Annotated in this window: 13 protein-coding genes; 8 read left to right on the top strand and 5 right to left on the bottom strand. The window is 35.2% G+C overall.

The features are described from left to right. Positions 1-5: 5 nt before the first annotated feature. The gene (gene gdhA / locus RN605_RS09375; RefSeq protein ID WP_313324396.1) at positions 6-1,349 is read right to left on the bottom strand and encodes an NADP-specific glutamate dehydrogenase; all 1,344 of its coding nucleotides are present in this window, start codon (positions 1,347-1,349) and stop codon (positions 6-8) included. A 249-nt stretch (positions 1,350-1,598) separates the two neighbouring features. Between gdhA and RN605_RS09370 the strand changes: the two genes are divergently transcribed. Continuing rightward, positions 1,599-2,387 carry a THC0290_0291 family protein gene (locus RN605_RS09370; protein ID WP_313324395.1) on the top strand — a complete coding sequence of 263 codons (789 nt, stop codon included), beginning with the start codon at positions 1,599-1,601 and terminating at the stop codon, positions 2,385-2,387. Between the two features lie 3 nt (positions 2,388-2,390). Here RN605_RS09370 and hflX read toward each other — a convergent pair whose 3' ends face one another. Further along, the gene (hflX, locus tag RN605_RS09365; protein ID WP_313324394.1) at positions 2,391-3,611 is read right to left on the bottom strand and encodes a GTPase HflX; all 1,221 of its coding nucleotides are present in this window, start codon (positions 3,609-3,611) and stop codon (positions 2,391-2,393) included. A 169-nt stretch (positions 3,612-3,780) separates the two neighbouring features. Here hflX and RN605_RS09360 point away from each other — a divergent pair, with 169 nt between their 5' ends. The 6 genes from RN605_RS09360 to RN605_RS09335 all read left to right on the top strand — a co-directional run bounded on the left by RN605_RS09360 (position 3,781) and on the right by RN605_RS09335 (position 16,037). Beyond that, the gene (locus RN605_RS09360; RefSeq protein WP_313324393.1) at positions 3,781-11,088 is read left to right on the top strand and encodes a choice-of-anchor J domain-containing protein; all 7,308 of its coding nucleotides are present in this window, start codon (positions 3,781-3,783) and stop codon (positions 11,086-11,088) included. Positions 11,089-11,117: 29 nt separating this feature from the next. Next, the gene (locus RN605_RS09355; protein ID WP_313324392.1) at positions 11,118-12,038 is read left to right on the top strand and encodes a PorP/SprF family type IX secretion system membrane protein; all 921 of its coding nucleotides are present in this window, start codon (positions 11,118-11,120) and stop codon (positions 12,036-12,038) included. A 21-nt stretch (positions 12,039-12,059) separates the two neighbouring features. Continuing rightward, positions 12,060-13,931, top strand: coding sequence for an OmpA family protein (locus tag RN605_RS09350; RefSeq protein ID WP_313324391.1), 1,872 nt, complete (start codon positions 12,060-12,062; stop codon positions 13,929-13,931). Between the two features lie 731 nt (positions 13,932-14,662). After that, positions 14,663-15,418: a hypothetical protein gene (locus RN605_RS09345; RefSeq protein WP_313325820.1), complete on the top strand. Its 756-nt coding sequence runs from the start codon at positions 14,663-14,665 to the stop codon at positions 15,416-15,418. After that, positions 15,418-15,810 (top strand): DUF5675 family protein, encoded by a 393-nt coding sequence (locus RN605_RS09340; protein ID WP_313324390.1) that lies wholly within the window; start codon positions 15,418-15,420, stop codon positions 15,808-15,810. Before RN605_RS09345 ends, RN605_RS09340 begins: the two co-directional genes overlap by 1 nt. 11 nt (positions 15,811-15,821) lie before the next feature. Beyond that, positions 15,822-16,037 carry a hypothetical protein gene (locus RN605_RS09335; protein WP_313324389.1) on the top strand — a complete coding sequence of 72 codons (216 nt, stop codon included), beginning with the start codon at positions 15,822-15,824 and terminating at the stop codon, positions 16,035-16,037. A gap of 235 nt (positions 16,038-16,272) precedes the next feature. Here the strand turns inward: RN605_RS09335 and RN605_RS09330 are convergent, their stop codons facing one another. Beyond that, positions 16,273-16,563 carry a hypothetical protein gene (locus RN605_RS09330; protein WP_313324388.1) on the bottom strand — a complete coding sequence of 97 codons (291 nt, stop codon included), beginning with the start codon at positions 16,561-16,563 and terminating at the stop codon, positions 16,273-16,275. Positions 16,564-16,648: 85 nt separating this feature from the next. Then, positions 16,649-18,250 (bottom strand): tetratricopeptide repeat protein, encoded by a 1,602-nt coding sequence (locus tag RN605_RS09325; protein WP_313324387.1) that lies wholly within the window; start codon positions 18,248-18,250, stop codon positions 16,649-16,651. A 343-nt stretch (positions 18,251-18,593) separates the two neighbouring features. On the opposite strand from RN605_RS09325, the gene RN605_RS09320 reads away from it, so the two are divergent. Then, on the top strand, positions 18,594-19,319 hold the full coding sequence (locus tag RN605_RS09320) for a hypothetical protein (RefSeq protein ID WP_313324386.1): 726 nt from the start codon (positions 18,594-18,596) through the stop codon (positions 19,317-19,319). Positions 19,320-19,476: 157 nt separating this feature from the next. Here RN605_RS09320 and RN605_RS09315 read toward each other — a convergent pair whose 3' ends face one another. After that, positions 19,477-20,292 carry an RteC domain-containing protein gene (locus RN605_RS09315; protein WP_313324385.1) on the bottom strand — a complete coding sequence of 272 codons (816 nt, stop codon included), beginning with the start codon at positions 20,290-20,292 and terminating at the stop codon, positions 19,477-19,479. Positions 20,293-20,599 lie beyond the last annotated feature (307 nt).

Here is a 20,599-nt window from a genome sequence, read left to right as displayed (position 1 = left end):
TGGTTTTATACAATTCCTTGTGCAAGCATTGCATCGGCAACTTTAACGAAACCTGCAATGTTTGCGCCTTTTACATAATCAACAAATCCATTTCCATCTGCACCATATTTTACACAAGCAGCATGAATGTTTGCCATAATACCATGTAGTTTTTCATCAACTTCTTCAGCTGTCCAACTTAAACGAAGTGAGTTTTGTGACATTTCTAAACCAGATGTTGCAACACCACCAGCATTTGAAGCTTTTCCTGGAGCAAATAAAATTTTTGCTTTTAAGAATACTTCAACTGCTTCTGGAGTAGAAGGCATATTTGCACCTTCAGCAACACAGATACATCCGTTTTGAACTAAAGTTTTTGCTTCTTCTTCGTTTAACTCGTTTTGAGTAGCACATGGCAAAGCAACATCACATTTAACTTCCCAAGGACGTTTTCCTTCAACGAATTTTGCGCTAGGATATTTTTTTACATAATCACTAATTCTACCGTAGTTTACATTTTTGATTTCCATAATGTAAGCTAGTTTTTCTGCATCAATACCATCTGCATCATGAATGTATCCTGATGAATCTGAAGCAGTAACAACTTTTCCGCCTAATTGAGTTGCTTTTTGAATGGCATATTGAGCTACATTTCCTGAACCTGAAACTACAACCGTTTTTCCTTTAAAACTATCGCCTTTAGTAGCAAGCATGTTTTGAGCAAAGTAAACATCTCCATAACCTGTAGCTTCTGGACGAATTAATGAACCTCCAAAAGTGATTCCTTTACCAGTTAAAACTCCTGTAAATTCATTTCTTAATCTTTTGTATTGACCAAACATGTAGCCAACTTCTCTTCCTCCAACTCCAATATCTCCAGCAGGAACGTCAGTATCTGCACCGATGTGTCTTGAAAGTTCGGTCATAAAACTTTGGCAAAATTTCATGATTTCATTATCTGATTTTCCTTTTGGGTCAAAATCAGAACCACCTTTTCCTCCACCCATTGGAAGTGTAGTTAAACTATTTTTAAAAGTTTGCTCGAAAGCTAAAAATTTCAAAATACTTAAGTTTACAGTAGGATGAAAACGAATTCCACCTTTGTATGGTCCGATAGCTGAATTCATTTGTATTCTGTAACCACGATTTACTTGTGTGTTTCCAGCATCATCTATCCAAGTTACACGGAACATAATTACTCTTTCTGGTTCAACCATTCTTTCCAAAAGCATTTTGTTTTGGTATTTTTTATTTTGTTCGATAAAAGGAATAACTGTTTCAGCTACTTCTTTTACTGCCTGCATAAATTCAGGCTCATTAGGATTTCTTTTAGCAACAGCTTCAATGAAAGCATTAATACTCTGTGACATAATTATGTTTTAATTTAATTTAAGAAAACGTTTTCGTAAAGATTTGCAAATATACATTTTATTGAAATATGACCTTATTTTTTTTGTAAATCTTCATTTTTTTGTGTCAAAATTAACAATAATGTAATTTGACGTAAATTGTTAAAAATTAATTGGATGCACATTTGATGTTAAAAATTAACTATTTTGCATTTTTTTTTATAACTGAATGATGTTTTTATATATTTGTCGGGAATTGAATCTTAAGGTATGCAAAAGTTCATAAAATTTGTTTTCACATTTATCATTTTGATTGGTCTGAGTAATTCTACTAATGCTCAGTATGGTTTTTCACATGAAATAGGCGCTATTGTTGGTCCTGTTGCTTTTCAATCCGATTATGGCGAAAGACATGATTTTGAAACAAATGCTGGGAATACTGGTTATGGTATTGGATTAATACACTATTTGAATTTTTCATATAGAGCTGAATGTAATTGTTATACTCCTGAAACTTATTTTAATGATCACTTTAAATTAAGAAGTGAATTGTCATACAATAAAACAAACCTAAAGCACTATGGGCAATGGGTTGATAAAAGTAAAACTTCATTGACTGCAAATCAATTAAGAGCAATGCGTGGAAGTACTGCCGTAACAAATATTGGAATGCAGTTAGAGTATTTCCCTCTAAGTATTAGGGATTTTACTGCTACAATTGGTTCGTTTGCTCCATTCATTAGTTTAGGAGGACAATTTAGTTTTTATGATCCTGAAGCTTATTCAACTCTTGGACCATTAAATACTCCGATTTCTACACCAATAAAATATTACAATGCAACCACCAATCAAGGTGGAACGGTTTGGTCAATAGTATCTTCTGTTGGAACAAGGTATAAATTGACTCCTCTTTCTGATTTAATGTTAGACCTACGTTTTCAGTACTACTTTTCAAATTGGGTAGATGGTTTAAATCCTGATCCAAAAGTTTATTTAGAAAATAGAGCAAATGATTGGAATGTTTGGTTGAATTTCGGTTATATCTACTACTTACAGTAATATTTATTCTTCAATTGCGTCTTTATAGTCTGGATAAAGGAATTTGTTATAAGGAAACCTTGTAATATGAATTTCTCTAACAGCTTCATAAACTTTTTCTCTAAATTCTTCAAAGTTTTCTTTGTTAGTTGCTGAAATAAATAGAGCATTTTTTTCGCCAACATTATTCATCCAAGTAGTTTTCCATTCTTCTAAAGTATTGTGTTTTGTTGTCTTTTCTGTAATCAAATCATCAGCATCAATAGTCAGATGTTTATAAGCATCAATTTTGTTAAAAACCATTATTGTTGGTTTGTTACTGCTTTTTATGTCAGACAAAATTTGGTTAACAGAAGCAATATGGTCTTCAAAGTCAGGATGTGAAATATCAACTACATGCAATAATAAATCGGCTTCACGGACTTCATCAAGAGTGCTTTTGAATGACTCAACGAGTTGGGTAGGTAGCTTTCGGATAAACCCAACAGTATCAGAAAGTAAAAAAGGTAAATTTTTAATGACTACTTTTCTAACGGTAGTATCTAATGTTGCAAATAACTTATTTTCAACAAAAACTTCACTTTTACTAATAACATTCATCAAAGTAGATTTGCCAACATTAGTATAACCTACTAAAGCAACTCTAACCATTGCACCCCGATTACTACGTTGAACAGCCATTTGTCTGTCGATAGTTTTGATTTTTTCTTTAAGTAATGAAATTCTATCTCTGACAATACGTCTGTCTGTTTCAATTTCAGTTTCACCTGGTCCGCGGAGTCCAATTCCTCCTTTCTGTCTTTCAAGATGCGTCCACATTCCTGAAAGTCTTGGTAATAGATATTGACATTGTGCAAGCTCAACTTGAGTTCTAGCATAAGATGTTTCTGCTCTTTGAGCGAAAATATCTAAAATTAGATTGGTTCTGTCTAAAATTTTACAATCAATTATTTTAGAAAGATTTTTTTGTTGTGAAGGTGATAGTTCATCATCAAAAATAACAGTAGAGATGGAATTTTTTTTTGCAAATTCATTAATCTCGTCAATTTTACCTGTTCCTAAAAACGTTTTTGGATTTGGGCGTTCAAGTTTTTGATAAAATCTTTTAACAACTTCTCCTCCAGCAGTATAGGTAAGAAATTCTAATTCGTCTAAATATTCTTGTAGTTTCTCTTCCGATTGATTTTGGGTAACAATACCGACAATAATTGTCTTTTCAAAATTTGGATTACTTTTCTCTAACATTTGATGTTTTATATTGTGACAAAATTATGAATAATAATTTTTTTAGGTTGGTTTTAAGGTGTTTTTTAATTTTAATTTTTAAAAACGTTATTTTTTTCATAAAATTTTCTAAATTTGGGACTCTTTAACCCAAAATAAAAAATTAATCAATCAACTAAATTTTCATTTTATGAAAAAAATTACTTTATTGCTGTTGACATTGTTTTTTTCCATCGCCAGTTATTCTCAATTAGGAGGAACTGGAGTAGAAGGATTTGAATCAACAACAGGACCAGATGCTTCACCATCAACAAACTGGACGTTAGGTACTGGAAATTGGTATGTTTTTAACAATGTATCATCGGCAACTACGCGTTGGGGAATTACTTCAGCCGCTACTACGCCACCACAGGTCAATTCTGGAACTAATGCAGCCTACTGTATCCGTTCAACTTCTTTTCCTGATGGACAAATCGAAAATTATTTGGCTACACCTTTAGTTAATATCCCTTCTAATGGTCAGTTGCATTTTTGGACAAGAAATTTTTTAATTGGAACTCAGGGAACTGTTTTCCAGATTAAAGTTGCTCCATCAACAGCCAACCCAACAGATCCTAATTCTTATTCATTAGTACAACAATGGACGGATGCAGATTTAGTAACTACTTTCAATATTTATGAAGAAAAAGTAGTTAATCTAGCTGCTTTTCAAGGATTGCAAGTTTACGTAGCTTTTGTTATGCAACAAGATCCAATCTTGTCGCCTTTTGGAGATCGTTGGTTTGTGGATGATGTAAGCATTGTTGAACAATGTTTTGATCCAACGAATTTAACGGCAAATAATATCACTTTAACTTCGGCTCAATTGAGCTGGGGTAATCCAAGTGGAGCAACATCTTGGGAGATAGAAATAGTTCCAGCAGCGAGTTCTCCAACAGGAACAGGTATTGTTTATAATAATGCTACTCCAACATATACTGCTACCGCAACCCAACCAGCAGGTGTTGCTTTTACAGCAACAACCTCCTATAAATATTACGTGAGGGCAATATGTAGTGGAGGCACCACAAGTGCATGGATTGGGCCTTATAGTTTTGCAACAACCTCACCCGGATTGTCTTGTAATGCACCAATACAAGTAACCTCATTACCATATAGTACAACAGATAGTACTGCAAACTATAGTGACAATCCTACTATAGAAGGTAGCCCAGGAACAAGTTGTGGAATCACAGGAAATTATTTAAATGGTAATGATGTGGTTTACTCTTATACAGCACCAGCTAATGGTACCATAAGTGTAACTATGACACCAACTGGTAACAATTCAGGTATTTTTGCCTACAGTAGTTGTGCTAATATAGGAACCACATGTTTAAATGGAGCTGCTGGTACCACAGCAACTGTTAGAACATTCAATTTACCAGTTACAGCTGGACAAACTTATTATTTTGTAATATCAAGCTTAAATACGACACAGACTGTAGGGTATACATTAGTAATTCAAACCGTAAACTGTGCACCTCCAACTAACTTAGCTGTTTCAGGAATTACTCAAACAGGTGCTAACCTTAATTGGGCAGCAGGAGGTTCAACTTCATGGGAAGTTGTGGTACAAGCAGCAGGAGGAGGAATTCCATCAGGAGCAGGTATTACGACCACAAACAACACTGCTTACCCAACACCAAACCCTTTAACGCCAAACACTAATTATGAGTTTTATGTTAGAGCGGACTGTAATGATGGTAGTGGCAACTTTAGTGCATGGACAGGACCGTTTGTATTTAGAACACTATGTACTGCGTTCAATGTGCCGTTCCAAGAAGGATTTAATAGTACTTCAACAACAGAAGCTTGTTGGACTGTGCTTAATGTAAATGCTGATACAGATGCATGGGATATGAACTATGCTACCAATCCATTTGAAGGAAATCAATCTGCAATGTTATATACAGACTTTAACGCTGGAAATAATAATGATTGGTTAATTTCACCACAAATTATTCTAACAGGAAACCAAAGATTAAAATATCATTACAGAGTTCAATCGGCGACAGAACCAAACGACTTTAGAGTAATGTTGTCTACTAATGGAACAAGTCCGGTTGATTTTACGACTACTTTAGTTCCTTTAGCTTCTTATAATAATATAACCTATATGCAAGCCATTGTTAATTTATCTGCCTATACAGGACCAGTAAATATTGCATGGCATGTACCACCTGGAGGGTTAGATGGATGGAGATTGTATATTGACAATGTAATCATTGAAGATTTACCAACATGTCCAGAACCATCATTATTAACTTCAAGTGCAGTATTATCAACTTCAGCAACATTAACGTGGACAAATGGAAATGCTGAAACAGAATGGCAAATATTAGCATTACCATGTGGATCACCTGCTCCAACAGCTGCTGCTACAGGTTTTGTAACCACTACAACAGGTTCACCTTATAACTTAATAGGTCTTTCTCCAACAACCTGTTATGATGTATATGTAAGAGCGGTATGTCCTGGTCCGGATGAAAGCCCATGGACAGGGCCAACAACATTTACGACGCAAGTAGCACCACCAGTCTGTGGAGGTCAATATATTGATGCAGGTGGAGCAACAGCCAACTATCCTAATAATTCGAATTCAACAGTTACTATATGTCCACCTGCAGGTCAAGTAGTAACAGTAACTTTCGTATCATTTAATACAGAAACTAACTGGGATGCATTGTATGTTTTTGATGGAAACTCCACTGGTGCACCACAAATTGCAAGTACCAATGGTGCAGGTAATGTACCAGGAGGTTTAGCAGGTGGATATTGGGGAACGACAATTCCTGGTCCTTTTACTTCAACAAGTGCTGATGGGTGTTTAACCTTCAACTTCAGAAGTGATGGGTCAGTAAATAATCCTGGTTGGGTAGCCAATGTAACGTGTGCACCACCACCAACATGTAGAAGGCCAACTGCAATAGTCTCTTCTGCAGTGACGCACAATACAGTTAATTTAACTTGGACACAACCTGTAAATCCTGATAATAGTGTTGCTTCTCAGTGGGAAGTATTGGCATTACCTTGTGGTTCACCAGCACCAACAGCAACAGCAACAGGTTTTGTTACAGCAAATACAAATAATTCATTTACCTTAACAGGATTAAATCCTGATACGTGTTATGATATCTATATTAGAGCCGTTTGTTCTACAACAGATTCAAGTGAATGGGGTGGACCAGTAACAATAACAACTCAAATTGCACCACCAGTTTGTGGAGGAACATTCACAGATGCTGCAGGTGCAAATGCGAATTATGCTAATAATTCAAACTCAACAGTTATTATTTGTCCAACAAATCCAAATGAAGTAGTTACAGTAACATTTACCTCATTTTTTACAGAGGCAAACTGGGATGCATTGTATGTGTTTGATGGAAATTCAACTTCTGCACCACAAATAGCTAGTACTAATGGTGCAGGAAACGTTCCTGGAGGATTAGCTGGTGGATATTGGGGTAACTTAAACACTAATTTACCTGGTCCTTTTACTTCTTCAAGTAATGATGGATGTTTAACCTTCAATTTTAGAAGTGATGGTTCTGTAAATAATCCGGGATGGGTAGCCAATGTGACTTGTGCACCAGCACCTAACTGTCAAAAACCAATCAATTTAACTTCTGCAGAAATTACTTCTAGTTCAGCTTTATTAGGGTGGACAGAACCAAACCCAGCAGTTGTACAATGGGAAGTAATAATAGTGCCATTTGGATCACCAGTTCCATTACCAACTGATACAGGAACTCTTGTTTCAGTTAATCCTGCATTGTTTACAGGTTTGGATCCAGGTACTCAATATACATTTTATGTTAGAGGAATTTGTCCTACTTCTGGAACCAGTGCTTGGTCAACAGGAGCTAATTTTACTACTTTAGTAATTAATGATAATTGTGATGGCGCTATATTTGCACCTGTTAATCAATCTCAGTTGTGTCAACAAGTAACACCAGGAACTGTAGCTGGAGCAACAGCTTCAACACCTGCTCCGCAAGCGCCTTGTGTTGGAACAGCCGATGATGATGTTTGGTTCCAGTTTGCTGCAACTAACCCATATTTAACAGTTGCACTTCAAAATATAACAGGATCAACAACTAACTTAAACTTTGCTGTCTATTCAGGTCAATGTGGTAGTTTAACGCAAATATTCTGTAGTGCTGCTAATACGGTTAGTGGTGTAGTTAATGGATTGTCAATAGGACAAACCTATTACATTAGGGTATACTCAAACGCAGCTACACCGCAAACAACTACTTTTGATTTGTGTATTACTACACCAGCAAGTTGTTTAATTGCCTCATCAGCATGTCAAAATTTGTCTTATCAAAATACGACTGGAATTGCTAATCAAGGAGCAATAGGATGTATGGCTACTTCGCCAAACCCAACTTTTTATACAATTAATGTTACACAAACAGGTACAATAAATTTATTATTAACACAATCAACTACACAAGGAGGAGCGCCAAATTTAGATGTTGATTATGCTGCTTGGGGACCTTTCCCCGACCAAGCTGCAGCTTGTGCTTACATTGGTAATAGTCAACCCTATGGTGCTCCAAGTGTTAACGGTTCATGTAATTGTGCTAGTATAACAACATGTAGTAGTTATTCTGCAGCAGCTACAGAGAATTTCAATTTTTCTGCTGTCGCAGGACAGGTTTTCGTTATATTGATTACGAATTTCTCTAATCAGCCAGGTTATATCAGTTTGACACAAACGAATTTTGGTTCTGCTGGGGCAGGGGTTTATGAATGTTGTCCTGATGCTTATTTTACCTATAATCCAGCTTCTTATTGTCAATATCCAGGTGCTCCAAACCCTATCCCTACTATTAGTGTTGGTTCTGTAGCTGGAACATTTTCATTAGCACCTGGTTCTGCATCGGGATTAGTGTTTGCAGATACATCAACTGGAGAGGTTGATTTGGCCAATAGCTTACCAGGAAATTATGTGATAAATAATATTGTTGCTGCCACTTCTTCATGTACTCAAAAAACAAGAGGTTATAATATAAGTATCGTTGCACCAGTTTCAGCAACGATTGATTATAACAATGCCACTTATTGTAATAATATTACAACACCACAGGCTGTGAATCAAACAGGAGCAACAGGTGGTAGTTATTCAGTATCGCCAAATGGAGGGTTGTATATCAATGTTAATACGGGTAGTATCACTCCAAGTTTGAGTGCTCCAGGAGTTTATACTATTTCTTATCAATTACCAGGTTCAGGAGTTTGTACAGGAGCTAATCCTTCTGCTCAAGTAGAGATTTTGCCTGTTCCAAATATTCAGTCTCCGGGGAATCAAACGGTATGTGGTTCTTATACATTACCAGTGTTGAATGTTGGGGATTATTATACAGGACCGGGTGCTACGGGAACTATGCTTACTGCAGGAGATGTTTTAACTACTTCTCAAACTATATATATGTATGCTGACCTTTCAGGTTGTACTGATGAAAAATCTTTTGAGTTGATTGTTAATCCAGAGCTAGCTGTAGATGAGTTGAGTGATGTAGGAACTTGTTCTACTTATACTTTACCGACACTAACTGTTGGTAACTATTACACAGGTGCAGGAGGTACAGGAACAATGTTGAATGCAGGAGATGTTATTTCTACCAATCAGACCATTTATATTTATGCCTCTAATGCAACCTGTTCAGATGAACATATGTTTACTGTAACCATTGGTAATTTAGTTGTTACTGCTCCAGCTAGTGCGGCGTATTGTGATAACTTTAACTTACCTGCTTTAACAACTGCTGGTAATTATTATACAGGTGCAGGAGGTACAGGAACTATGCTGAATGAAGGCGATGCAATAACATCTACTCAAACCATTTATGTTTATGCTGAAGTTGATGGATGTATAGGTGAAGATAGTTTTGTTGTAACTATTAACTCTGTAGTTACACCAACTGTTACTTTAACACAACCAACTTGTGCAGTACAATCGGGAACTATTGAAGTTACAGATCCGGTTGGAGCTAACTATGAATATAGTATAGACGGAATTAACTTCCAAGCTTTAACAACATTTGCTGGATTAGCTCCAGGAAATTATACAGTCACTGTAACTGATTTGACCACAACGTGTCAAAATACATTGGATGTTGTTATTAATGCAATACCTTTAACATCGTCGGATCCACAGTTTACTTATCCAACGCCTGTATGTCAAAATGCTACTTCTAATCCTATGCCTTCTGCTGTGAACCCAGCTACATTTACTTCAGGAGGACAGTATTCTGAAGATACTTCAGTTTCAACAGGATTAGTGATAAATGCCTCTACTGGAGAAGTTGATTTAGTAAATTCGACTACAGGACAGCATACCATAAAATATGAAGTTTTAGAAGACTTAACTATTTGTCAGGCGGCAGGCTCCTTTACATTTGTTATAACGATAAATCCTGTAATTACACCAGTAGTTGGATTTAGTTATACAACACCTGTTTGTCAAAACGGTACTAATCCAAATCCAATACCTGTTGGTGGATTTACCACAGGAGGAATTTATTCGTATACAACTACAGGTTCTGGTACTTTAGATTTAAATACTTCATCAGGAGTAATTAATTTAGCCAACAGTACGGCTGGTTCTTATACAGTAATCTATACAGTTGGTGCAAACACTGCTAATTGTCAAGTTTCTAATAGTTATTCAGCTCCTATAGTTATTGACCCAATAGTTACCCCTGTGGTTGGATTTGATTATACTACTCCAGTAGTTTGTCATGATGACGCCAATCAATCGCCAAATCCTGGTACAGGATTTACCACGGGTGGTGTTTATAGCTCTACTTCTGGATTAATAATCAATGGTTCAACTGGTGAGATTGATGTTGTGAATTCAACACCTGGATCTTATACAGTGTCCTATTATGTAGCTCCAAATGCAGCAAATTGTCAAGTGGAGAATACAGGAACAGCTTCATTTACAATCATGTCACCGTTTAGCGTTGCCGCTTCGGGTGATTGTGTAGGAGTAAATTATGTAGTAACTGCTACTCCGATAGATGCTTCCTTTGATCCTACTGCAGTAACTTATTCGTGGGAAGATAGCACCGGATTGTATCTTGGTAATACTCAAAGTATTGTTGTAACCAATACAGGGGATTATACGGTTACTGTTACTTCTAACGGATGTGATAACAGTACCACTGTTACTGTAGATTCTATTTCTTGTGTAATTCAAAAAGGAATCTCTGTAAATGGGGATGGATTAAATGATTGCTTTGACTTGACAGGATTTGATGTTAAGAGCCTTCAAATTTTCAATAGATATGGAATGAAAGTTTATTCAAAAGGTAATTATACACAACAATGGTGTGGTCAGGCTGATAACGGAGATGAATTACCAGATGGTACTTATTATTATGTAATTAATCGTAATAATGGAGAAACCAAAACAGGATGGATATATTTAAACAGAGCACAATAAACCAGAGATAAAATTTAAACAAAACAAAAATGAAGAAAATATATTTCATTGCAATTATAACTGTATTGGTTTTTGCAGACGTAGTAGCACAACAAGATCCTCATTATACTCAATATATGTACAACATGAGTGTTATGAATCCGGCTTATGCTGGTTCTAAAGAAGGCATCTCGGGTGGTTTGCTTTATAGAAAGCAGTGGGTAGAAATTGAAGATGCTCCAACAACGGGAACCTTCTTTATTCACAGTCCAGTAGGTAGAAATGTTGGATTGGGATTATCTGCTATTAATGATAAGATTGGTCCAGTAGAGGAAACAAATCTATATGGAGACTTCTCTTATACCTTAAATTTAGGTGGTGAACATAAACTTGCTTTCGGTTTGAAAGCAGGTTTAACCATGCATAAGATTGATTTCAATACTATTTATCCAACCCTACCAGATTTAGGAGACGATGTTTTTGGTTCTGGGAATCCAAGTAATTCTTTCTTAAACATTGGTACTGGCGTTTTCTATTACACAAATAAGTATTATTTAGCATTTTCGATGCCAAATATGTTAAAAACTAAATATTTGGATTTTAACGGAAGACAGTATGGCTCGGAAGTGTTGCATTATTTCCTTACAGGAGGTTATGTATTTGATATCAATGAAAATTTGAAATTCAAACCATTTGCGATGGTAAAATCATCGACTAATGCTCCAACATCACTTGATTTATCTGCAAATTTTATGCTTTATGATAAATTAGAGTTAGGTGCTACTTATAGATTGGAAGATTCCTTTGGAGCTATGGTAAACTTTGCTATAACACCTAATTTAAGAATTGGTTATGCTTATGATCATATCGTTTCTGACTTGAATGTAACTACACCAGCATCGCATGAGGTAATGTTATTATTTGATATCAACTTAGCGAAAAAAGTATCACGTTCACCGAGATTTTTCTAACCAATAAATTATTAGTAAAAAATGAAAAATTTATACATAGCATTAAGTTTTGCGATAGGAACATTATCCATTACTGCACAAAATAAAGACACAAAGACAGCTGATAATTTATTCAAGCAATTTGAATATGTTGATGCGGCAAAAGCCTATGAAAAGCTTGTTGAAAACGGAAAAGCTGATGGATACGTTTACAAACAATTAGGAGATACTTACTATAATATGTTTAATGCAGCCGATGCCACCAAATGGTATGCAAAAGCTATAGAAACTCCACAAGATTCTGAGACCTATTATAGATATGCACAAATGCTTAAAGCATCTGGAAAATATGAAGAAGCTAACAAGCAAATGCAAAAATTTGCAAGCATGGTTCCTAATGATTCTAGAGCAAAAGCATTTAAAGAAAATCCTAATTATGTTCCTAAGCTTTTAGGAAAGATGAAAGAATATAATGTTTCTGCTTCTGATATCAGTAGTGATAAATCTGATTTTGGACCAGTGTTGCATGAAAACACATTATACTTTACCAGTGCTAGAAATGGTGCTCGTAAAAGTTACGGATGGACCGATGAGCCTTATTTAGATATTTATCAAGCAGATTATAATTCTGATGGAACTATTACTAACGCGTTTCCTGTTTCTAGTTTAAATTCAAGATGGCATGATGGTCCGGTGACTTTGAGTGCTGATGGAAATACTGCTTATTTTTCAAGTGAAAGTTTTAAAGAAAAAGAATCAGAAAAAGTAAAAGATGGTAAAACGTATAAGTTCAGTCAAATTTATCTTTTTAAAGCAACTAAAAACGGTGATTCTTGGAGTAATTTAACACCGCTTCCTTTCAATTCAAAAGAATATTCATGTGCTAACCCTAGTTTGAGTAAAGATGGAAAAACATTATACTTTTCATCAAATATGCCAAATGGTTTAGGAGGAACTGATATTTGGAAAGTTGCTGTTAATGCAGATGGAACTTATGGAACTCCTGAGAATTTAGGTAAAAATGTAAATACTGAAGGAAACGAAAGCTTCCCATTTATAGCTGATGATAACAAAACGTTGTATTTTGCTTCAAGTGGAAGACAAGGTTTAGGAGGTTATGACGTGTTTGAATATGATACTACAGCTGGAAAAGAAGCTGCCAATATGGGAACACCAATTAACTCTGATAAAGATGATTTCTCTTTCTCTTTCAATAGCAAAAAAGATGTTGGTTTCTTAGCGAGTAATCGTGGTGGAAATGATGATATCTTAAAAGCTGTTCCAGTATGTGGTGTTGATGTGTTGGTTACTGTAACGGATGCTAAAACAGGCGCTATTTTATCGAATGCAACGGTTTCTATCTTGGATGATAAAAACAATGTGATTGCTACTGAAATGTCAAACAGCAAAGGAGAAGTAAAATACAGAGTAGAATGTGACAAACCATATGTTGTTAGAGCTTCAAAAGATGGATATGAAGGAAACACTTTTGCGGTGAACAAAACCAAAGAAAAATCGGTTAACGTTGCTGCGGCATTACAACCAATTGATGTTATTGTTACTGAGACAGAAATTATATTGAAACCAATCTATTTTGAATTTGATAAAAGCAATATTACGCAAGAAGGTGCTTTTGAGTTAGACAAACTAGTTCAGGTGATGAAAAACAATGATAAGTTAATTATCCTTGCTAAATCGCACACGGATAATAGAGGAAGTAATAGATACAACGAAAGATTATCGGATAGAAGAGCAAAATCTACGGTACAGTACATTATCTCTAAAGGAATTGATGCTAGTCGCATTTCTGGAAAAGGAATGGGAGAAACAGAGCCTAAAGTGGATTGTGGAAAAGATTGTACAGAAGAACAACACGCTCAAAACAGACGTTCGGAATTCTTGATTGTGAAATAAGAACCAACCAATTTATATTTAAAAAGCCCAAACATGATGTTTGGGCTTTTTTTGTGTATGTAGAAGCGGAATAACCATTTGTTTTTCATATACTCTTTATGAACTAAATAGGGAGTTCCTATAGGGAAGCTATTGACTAAATTGTAGGGAAATAAATTGAGTAACCTGAATAGTATGTGAACAGGTTATTAAACAGGCTGTATTATTTACTAAAAACTGGATTTGGTTTGTACTGTAGTACCCAAAGTTCAATTACCCCTGTATCATAGGAAGTACATGTTCTAGTTGAAGGCCTGTGAATTGGCAAAACTCTTCAATTGCCACAAAATGATGTGGTTGTTTGTTGAAATGTTTTTTCACCTCAGCTAGAAGCAATCGCGAATGGCGATAGCTTTTTCCAGTAATTCTTTGAACGTCTTTGGGGTATATGCAAACTCTTTTTAGTTCCAGTTTCATATACTTGATAGGCAGTTATTATTCAGACTTTAAATAACTGCTTTTTTTGTTTAACACAAATATACACTTTTTTCTTATTTATTAAAAAAACATATGGGATAAAATAGAACCTAATGGTCGCTACAGGTCCCTTTGGAACACGCCTGCTTTTTTTACTGCAGAAGGGCATTCATCTTTGCTTCATAATTCAGAAATACGATGCATCAATTAGAATTATGAGGTTTGAAAGAGTGTACCTAAACATTCTGATTTTTTTAATTTTTAATTTAATTATTATGGCCAGACAAAAAGGCATTATTAAGATAAAAGGTACTTTGGGAGATATTACCTTTTATAAATCACAGGATGGGTATCTTGTGAAAGAAAAGAGTGGGGTAGATGGTAAACGAATTGCCACCGACCCAGCATTTCAAAGAACACGTGAAAACAATTCGGAGTTTGGAAGAGCGGGAAAGGCAGGTAAAATGCTTCGCATGGCATTGAGACCACTGCTAATTAAGTGCTCTGATAGTCGAGTAGTTGGAAGGTTAACACAAGCTATGGTAAAGGTTTTACAAGCGGATAGTGTTAGTGAGCGTGGCTTACGAAATGTAATTGATGGCGAAACAGAACTGTTGGTTGGATTTGAATTCAATATTCGAGGAAAATTAAGTAATAGTTTGTATGCTCCTTATTCCACCCAAATTGATCGAGTAACAGGTGAGTTGACTGTTGACATCCCTAGTTTTGTTCCTACTAATATGATTGCAGCACCTAGTGGGTGTACTCATTTTAGAATTGTTTCAGGAGGAGCAGAAATTGATTTTGAGAATGGCGAGTATTTTGTAGCTACTGATGAATCTGCAATTTTACCATGGAACGGAGCTGCTACAATAGCTATCAATCAAGTTAATGCTTTAACTGCTAACAGTACTAAACCCTTGTTTTTAGCTTTAGGAATCGAATTTTTCCAAGAGGTAAATGGGCAAATGTATTCTTTGAAAAATGGAGCTTATAATCCATTAATGTTGGTTGCTGTTAACGGCGTGTAGTGGAACTCCTTTTAAAGAGAAAATACTTCTCTGATGGTACTGTAGGAAGTTTGACAATTGATGAAGTTTTAATTTGTTATACTATAGAGTTACCATGGCGAGCTAATCAGGTTAAAATTTCTTGTGTGCCTGAAGGGAAGTATTTATTACGAAAGCGGTACAGTAAAAAATATGGATGGCATATTGAAGTTTGTGATGTTCCCGGAAGAAGTTTTATTCTGTTGCATCCAGCGAATAATGCTCAGAAAGAATTGCAAGGCTGTATTGCTCCAGTATCCGTATTGACGAGTTCTAGTACTGGTTTGTATTCTAGAAGTGCCTTTAAAAAGGTTTTATCTCTAGTTTATAACGCACTAGAACAAAAAGAAGAAGTTTATTTATTAATCCTTTAAAATTTATTATTATGAATGTAATAGATCGAGCAACTGCTCAAACCCCAAAATTTTTTAAAGTCCTTCGAACTATTGGAGTGGTTTTGGCTACTGTAGGAGGAGTGTTGGTTACAGCGCCCGTTAGTTTGCCAGCAGTAGTTGTTTCTATAGGAGGTTATTTGGCCGTGGCAGGAGGCGTCGTTTCAGCTGTTAGTCAACTTACTGTGAAAAGTGATGAGTCAGAGTGATAGTCCCTTACTGATGGGAATCGCAGGAGGTACTTTATTGAGTTTGTATTCTAATTTGAATACTGATGAAATTCTTAAGACTATATTATTAGCTACAATTGGAGCTGTTGTTAGTTTCTTTGTGTCTTTAGTTTTAAGATGTCTTATTAAGAAGTACAAAAAGTAATTTTTACTTTTATGAAGCCAAGTCAATTGATTTGGCTTCTTTTTTTTGTAGTGCTTTAGATGAGTTATTCTACAGAAGTTTGTTTAAAAAAACTTGGCTTGACTTGTATGGATTAAAGGAAGGCACATAGGTAATAAAACCATTCTCATGGAGCAATTTCATCGACTTATGGTAGGTTGCTGTTGAGTGAATTTTGCTGATTTTCATTAAATCTTCTCTTGAAATGCTTATTGGATTTATTTGATTGTTGTTTATCCACGCATACCATAATGCAACATACAAGTTTATTTGAATGCTGGTGATGCTTTTGTTTGAAATTGCTTTATCAAGAAAATTAACTATGTAGTTTGCTTTTTGCATTATCACCTTAAATACAACTAATGGTAAAAATGCGATAGACTTTCTGATTGGTATCACAAGCGGTTCACAAGTTGTGAACGAAATATTATAAAGGATATTGTTTTTTTAATTCTTCGATAAAGTTTGTTGGCGAAATGCCCAAACGTTTTTTAAACATGTTTGTAAAGTTTTGAGTAGAGTTGAAACCCGCCTCTTCAGCAAGTGCTTTGTTTGTGTAATTGCGAAATTTGTTTTCCGATTTTAGTAGTTCTACTATGTAATCAATTTTCAAGTCACTGATGTATTCGTTGGATTTTTTATCTCGGTATTTTAAAATCACTTTTGAGGCATACTTTGAGTTTGTTTTCAGGTAACCCGATACTTTGTGAAGGGTTAACTCTTTCTCTAAGTATTTTTTGTTTGCTTCAAATTTTTCTAAGTTTTTAAGAATACCACTCACAATGTCTTGATTTATATCTAGTTCACCCTCTTCGATTTTTGAAATAGTCTTTACTTTCTTGTTCTCATTTGATTTGTTTAGCGCTTCTTCAAATTTTTTCTTAATTCTCTTTTTTGTACGGAAGTGAAAGATGCATAGGGTTGTCATTGTAATGAGTAACCCCATTATTAAATAATTGTTCTTTACAGAATTGTTTCTTAAATTCTCTTCTAAAGCCTCTTTTTCCTGGAGTAATTTTTGAGTATCGTATTCTTTGTGAATTTTCTTTGATAAGTATTTGTAGTTTGTGTTTAGAATGCTATCAATTTTGAAGAGGCGATTGATATAGTATAATCTTAGATTGCTATTGTTGGCTGTCTTGGCGTTGTTTAATAAGTATTGATATGTTTCTCTTAAATCGGGTCGGATGTAATGGTGGTTGGTAAATATAACATCTACTTTTTTAAAATAGGAGATTGCACTGTCTTTTTGATTTAAATCCCAAAATGATTTTCCGATATAAAAATAGGCTACCGATTCGTTAGCATAATCGTTCTTTTGTTTTAGCATTGGAATTACCTTTTTGAGCTCCTTTACTGCCTGCTCATATTTTTTTAAACTGTACTGGTTTATGGCTTCCGAATGCTTAAAGTAGACTATCATGTCCTCATTTTGGCTTTCTTTCGCCAATTTTAATCCCTTTTTGTTGAAATAGGAGCAGAGGTCGAATTTTTTGATTTTGTTATAGCATAATCCTAATGCATGATAGGTATTTAAGGTAGCCGCATCGTTTTCTTCTTCAAAATAAGGTAATGATTGCCGGAAAAGAGCAATGGCTTCATCGTAAAAGCCTAGGTAGTATTTGGTTTGAGCTAAGGCGTAACGTGCTTTGTGAATGGTGTATTCTTCGTTTGTTTTGCAAAGGTATTGGTCGGCTTTGATGTAATTGTCTAATGCCTTGTTGTGCTCTTTTTGTTCGAAGTATATTATTCCTTTGGTTAAATAGGCCTCCCCAATAATTTTATTATTGTTTGTCAAAAGTGCGTTAGCAATAATACTATCTGCATAACCCAGCCACTCTTTTTTAGGGCTATGGAACATTATGGTTCTGTATGCTTGAGAAACTCCCACCCAATCTTTGTTGGCTTTTGCTTTTTCTAATACCAGTTGTGCTTTAATGCGTTGATGGGTAGAATCGATTTTAGAAGGGTTTGTTTTTGCAGCAGTATTTGCAAACGACAATACCATTATACCTACTATCAGGATCATATTGTATTTTCTATATCGATGTTTTTTGATGCTTTTGAACGACACAATGGATGGATTAGAATTAGCTAATATATTAAAATTCTTATTTATTCGATTGTCAATTCAGGCATAATTTAAAGAGATGGTAAACGATTGCAGGTTATAGTGTTAACAGTAAGAAGTGGCGTTGTACAGAAGTGTTTGATTCGTGAATGTGTTAAATGGTATTCGAGAACGCGCAACTGGATGGTTTGTGTGGATGATTGGAGCGGAATAGTTTTGCTTCGAATTCACACAGAAAATGTTCTGAGTACCCCGGGCGAAATGAACTGGTCATTAACCATTTCATAAATTTTTAACCAATATGAAAAACACATTATTATGCCTTTTTATGATTCCTTTGTTTTTAGTTTATAGTTGTGCTGAGGATACCTCTGCTCCATCTGATGCCTCTACCACAGTTTCCTCATACCATAGAACTGCTTGTATTGCAGAAAATGCTTTAAATCCCTATGATAGTTTGGGTACTGTTTATTACGAACTTTATGATGCTTATTATAGCAGCGGTTCCGTTCCAGGTACTTTTAGTGCTACGTTGGATAGTTTGACTGTTTATGCTCGAGCTAGTTCCAACTTTGTGAAATTGGCAGGAAGTAGTAGTTATAGTTTTGGGATGGAGTCCGAAATTGAGGATTTGCTATCCTGCACTTCTAATTGCGTTGCAACGGTTGTTTCTAATTCATTTGAGACCAGTAGCGCCATTAGTCTGTTTGATTCTTTCTTAGCTGATTATGATTCAGCTTGTAGCTCTTATGAAGACTATATGGATGTACATGTGGTGGTAACTGATTACGAGGCTGAGGTTTTGGCGGATACTGTATTGTCTAGCAGTGATAAACGTAAATTTTTAATTGCTACCTCTATTGCTCGATTTACCGCTTATGCAAAAAAGAAGAAGCCAAAGAAAAATACGGATCCTGAATGGGCGTTATTGATTAGTAATTTGACTGCTTCATTAGAAGGAGCAGACAGTAGTGATGCTGATGCTGTTTTTGGTGCCTTACTGACGGGGATTATGGAGAATAAATAGAAGCAAATCAATTGTTTTTATGTGGGTTTGATGTAAAGCATCTCGATACATTTTCAATTTCATTGAAAACACTCGATGTGACGCGACTTAAAAAAAAATGTATAGTTGCACTCGTTTTATTCAAAAAAGAAGACTGCTTTCTGGAGTCAGTCTTCTTTTAATTTTCATCATTTTGATTCATTTTTTTTACTAACTCTTGTTTTAGTTTGTCAAGGAATTGAGTTCTTTCAATTGTTTTTCGGTTTCTAATTTCTAGGTAGGTGCGTGCGTATTGGCCCAGCTTGATGTTGAAGTTTTGCTCGAAATGGGACATCATTTCCTTTAAAGTTGCTTTTCCGTTGTTGCATATTCTCGTGGTATGAATGGCATAGATGAGTTCGATGAGTGCTACTTTGGACCCGGACCAACAAAGAGAAGTTTTGGTGATGGTTTTGGTACTGATTGTGGTTTTGTTGTTGCAATACTTTGCTAGTTTTTGATGCGCTAAGACTTGTGCTATTTTATGGTCGGCTAGTGTGGTAAACAATGTATTATTGGCTGCTACTTTCTTTGTTGTAGTGATGTTGTATGCATTGTTTTTTCTTAGGAAGTACATTTCATCATGGTTGCTGGTATTGGTACTATAAAGCATTATCCATTTTTTATTTTTCTTTGAGAAGGTTGTCGTCTTTTTGCTTAGTTTTTTAATTCTTTTTTTACAGTTCAATGGATGTTGTACTAATGCTTTGTATAGGATTTGATAGAAAAGAAGATAACCCACAAATTTTGGTTTTATTTTTTTGAAGAATCGGATTTCATCGGAGGTAGTAGTAAACGAATCGGCTTGGCATTTGGAGTTGAGCGATTGGATTTCAGCACTAATTAAGACTATGGCTTTTAGACACTGCTTCGCCGTTTTTGGATTTTGGTATGGGATTAGATTGTGCTTTAGCTGGAGCCATTTGTTTTGTGAAAGGACAATGAAAGAATCCATAAGTGTTTTGTTTGAGCGCTGTCAAAACTATGGAAGATGGATGCTGTAAACAATTGTTGTGCTTAAGGATTACAGAATTGCATAGTGTAATTCCCGAATTGCATAGTGGATTTTTTTTTTAAGATTTTTATAAAGAAAAGCATTTTAGCACTAGAGAAGGTTATAGGTTTGAATCCTGTTGTGCTTTAAAGCCTTATCTGATAACCTTTTGTTGTGACCCACAAAAAAGAGCGGGTCAAAAAAAATTAAAAAAAGGTTTTTTTAAAAAGAGTAAATATTGGCATTTCGTTTTTAATAAATGAAACGA

It is taken from the genome of Flavobacterium sp. PMTSA4, from assembly GCF_032098525.1.
GTDB classification, from domain to species: Bacteria; Bacteroidota; Bacteroidia; order Flavobacteriales; family Flavobacteriaceae; genus Flavobacterium; species Flavobacterium capsici.
The sequence above is the reverse complement of the archived record's forward strand: the minus strand, read 5'-3'. Positions and strand labels throughout refer to the sequence as shown.

Coding starts and splice junctions, on each gene's coding strand:
- gdhA (WP_313324396.1), bottom strand. CDS start 1,349: ATGTCACAGAGTATTAATGCTTTCATTGAAGCTGTTGCTAAAAGAAAT.
- RN605_RS09370 (WP_313324395.1), top strand. CDS start 1,599: ATGCAAAAGTTCATAAAATTTGTTTTCACATTTATCATTTTGATTGGT.
- hflX (WP_313324394.1), bottom strand. CDS start 3,611: ATGTTAGAGAAAAGTAATCCAAATTTTGAAAAGACAATTATTGTCGGT.
- RN605_RS09360 (WP_313324393.1), top strand. CDS start 3,781: ATGAAAAAAATTACTTTATTGCTGTTGACATTGTTTTTTTCCATCGCC.
- RN605_RS09355 (WP_313324392.1), top strand. CDS start 11,118: ATGAAGAAAATATATTTCATTGCAATTATAACTGTATTGGTTTTTGCA.
- RN605_RS09350 (WP_313324391.1), top strand. CDS start 12,060: ATGAAAAATTTATACATAGCATTAAGTTTTGCGATAGGAACATTATCC.
- RN605_RS09345 (WP_313325820.1), top strand. CDS start 14,663: ATGGCCAGACAAAAAGGCATTATTAAGATAAAAGGTACTTTGGGAGAT.
- RN605_RS09335 (WP_313324389.1), top strand. CDS start 15,822: ATGAATGTAATAGATCGAGCAACTGCTCAAACCCCAAAATTTTTTAAA.
- RN605_RS09330 (WP_313324388.1), bottom strand. CDS start 16,563: ATGCAAAAAGCAAACTACATAGTTAATTTTCTTGATAAAGCAATTTCA.
- RN605_RS09325 (WP_313324387.1), bottom strand. CDS start 18,250: ATGATCCTGATAGTAGGTATAATGGTATTGTCGTTTGCAAATACTGCT.
- RN605_RS09320 (WP_313324386.1), top strand. CDS start 18,594: ATGAAAAACACATTATTATGCCTTTTTATGATTCCTTTGTTTTTAGTT.
- RN605_RS09315 (WP_313324385.1), bottom strand. CDS start 20,292: ATGGATTCTTTCATTGTCCTTTCACAAAACAAATGGCTCCAGCTAAAG.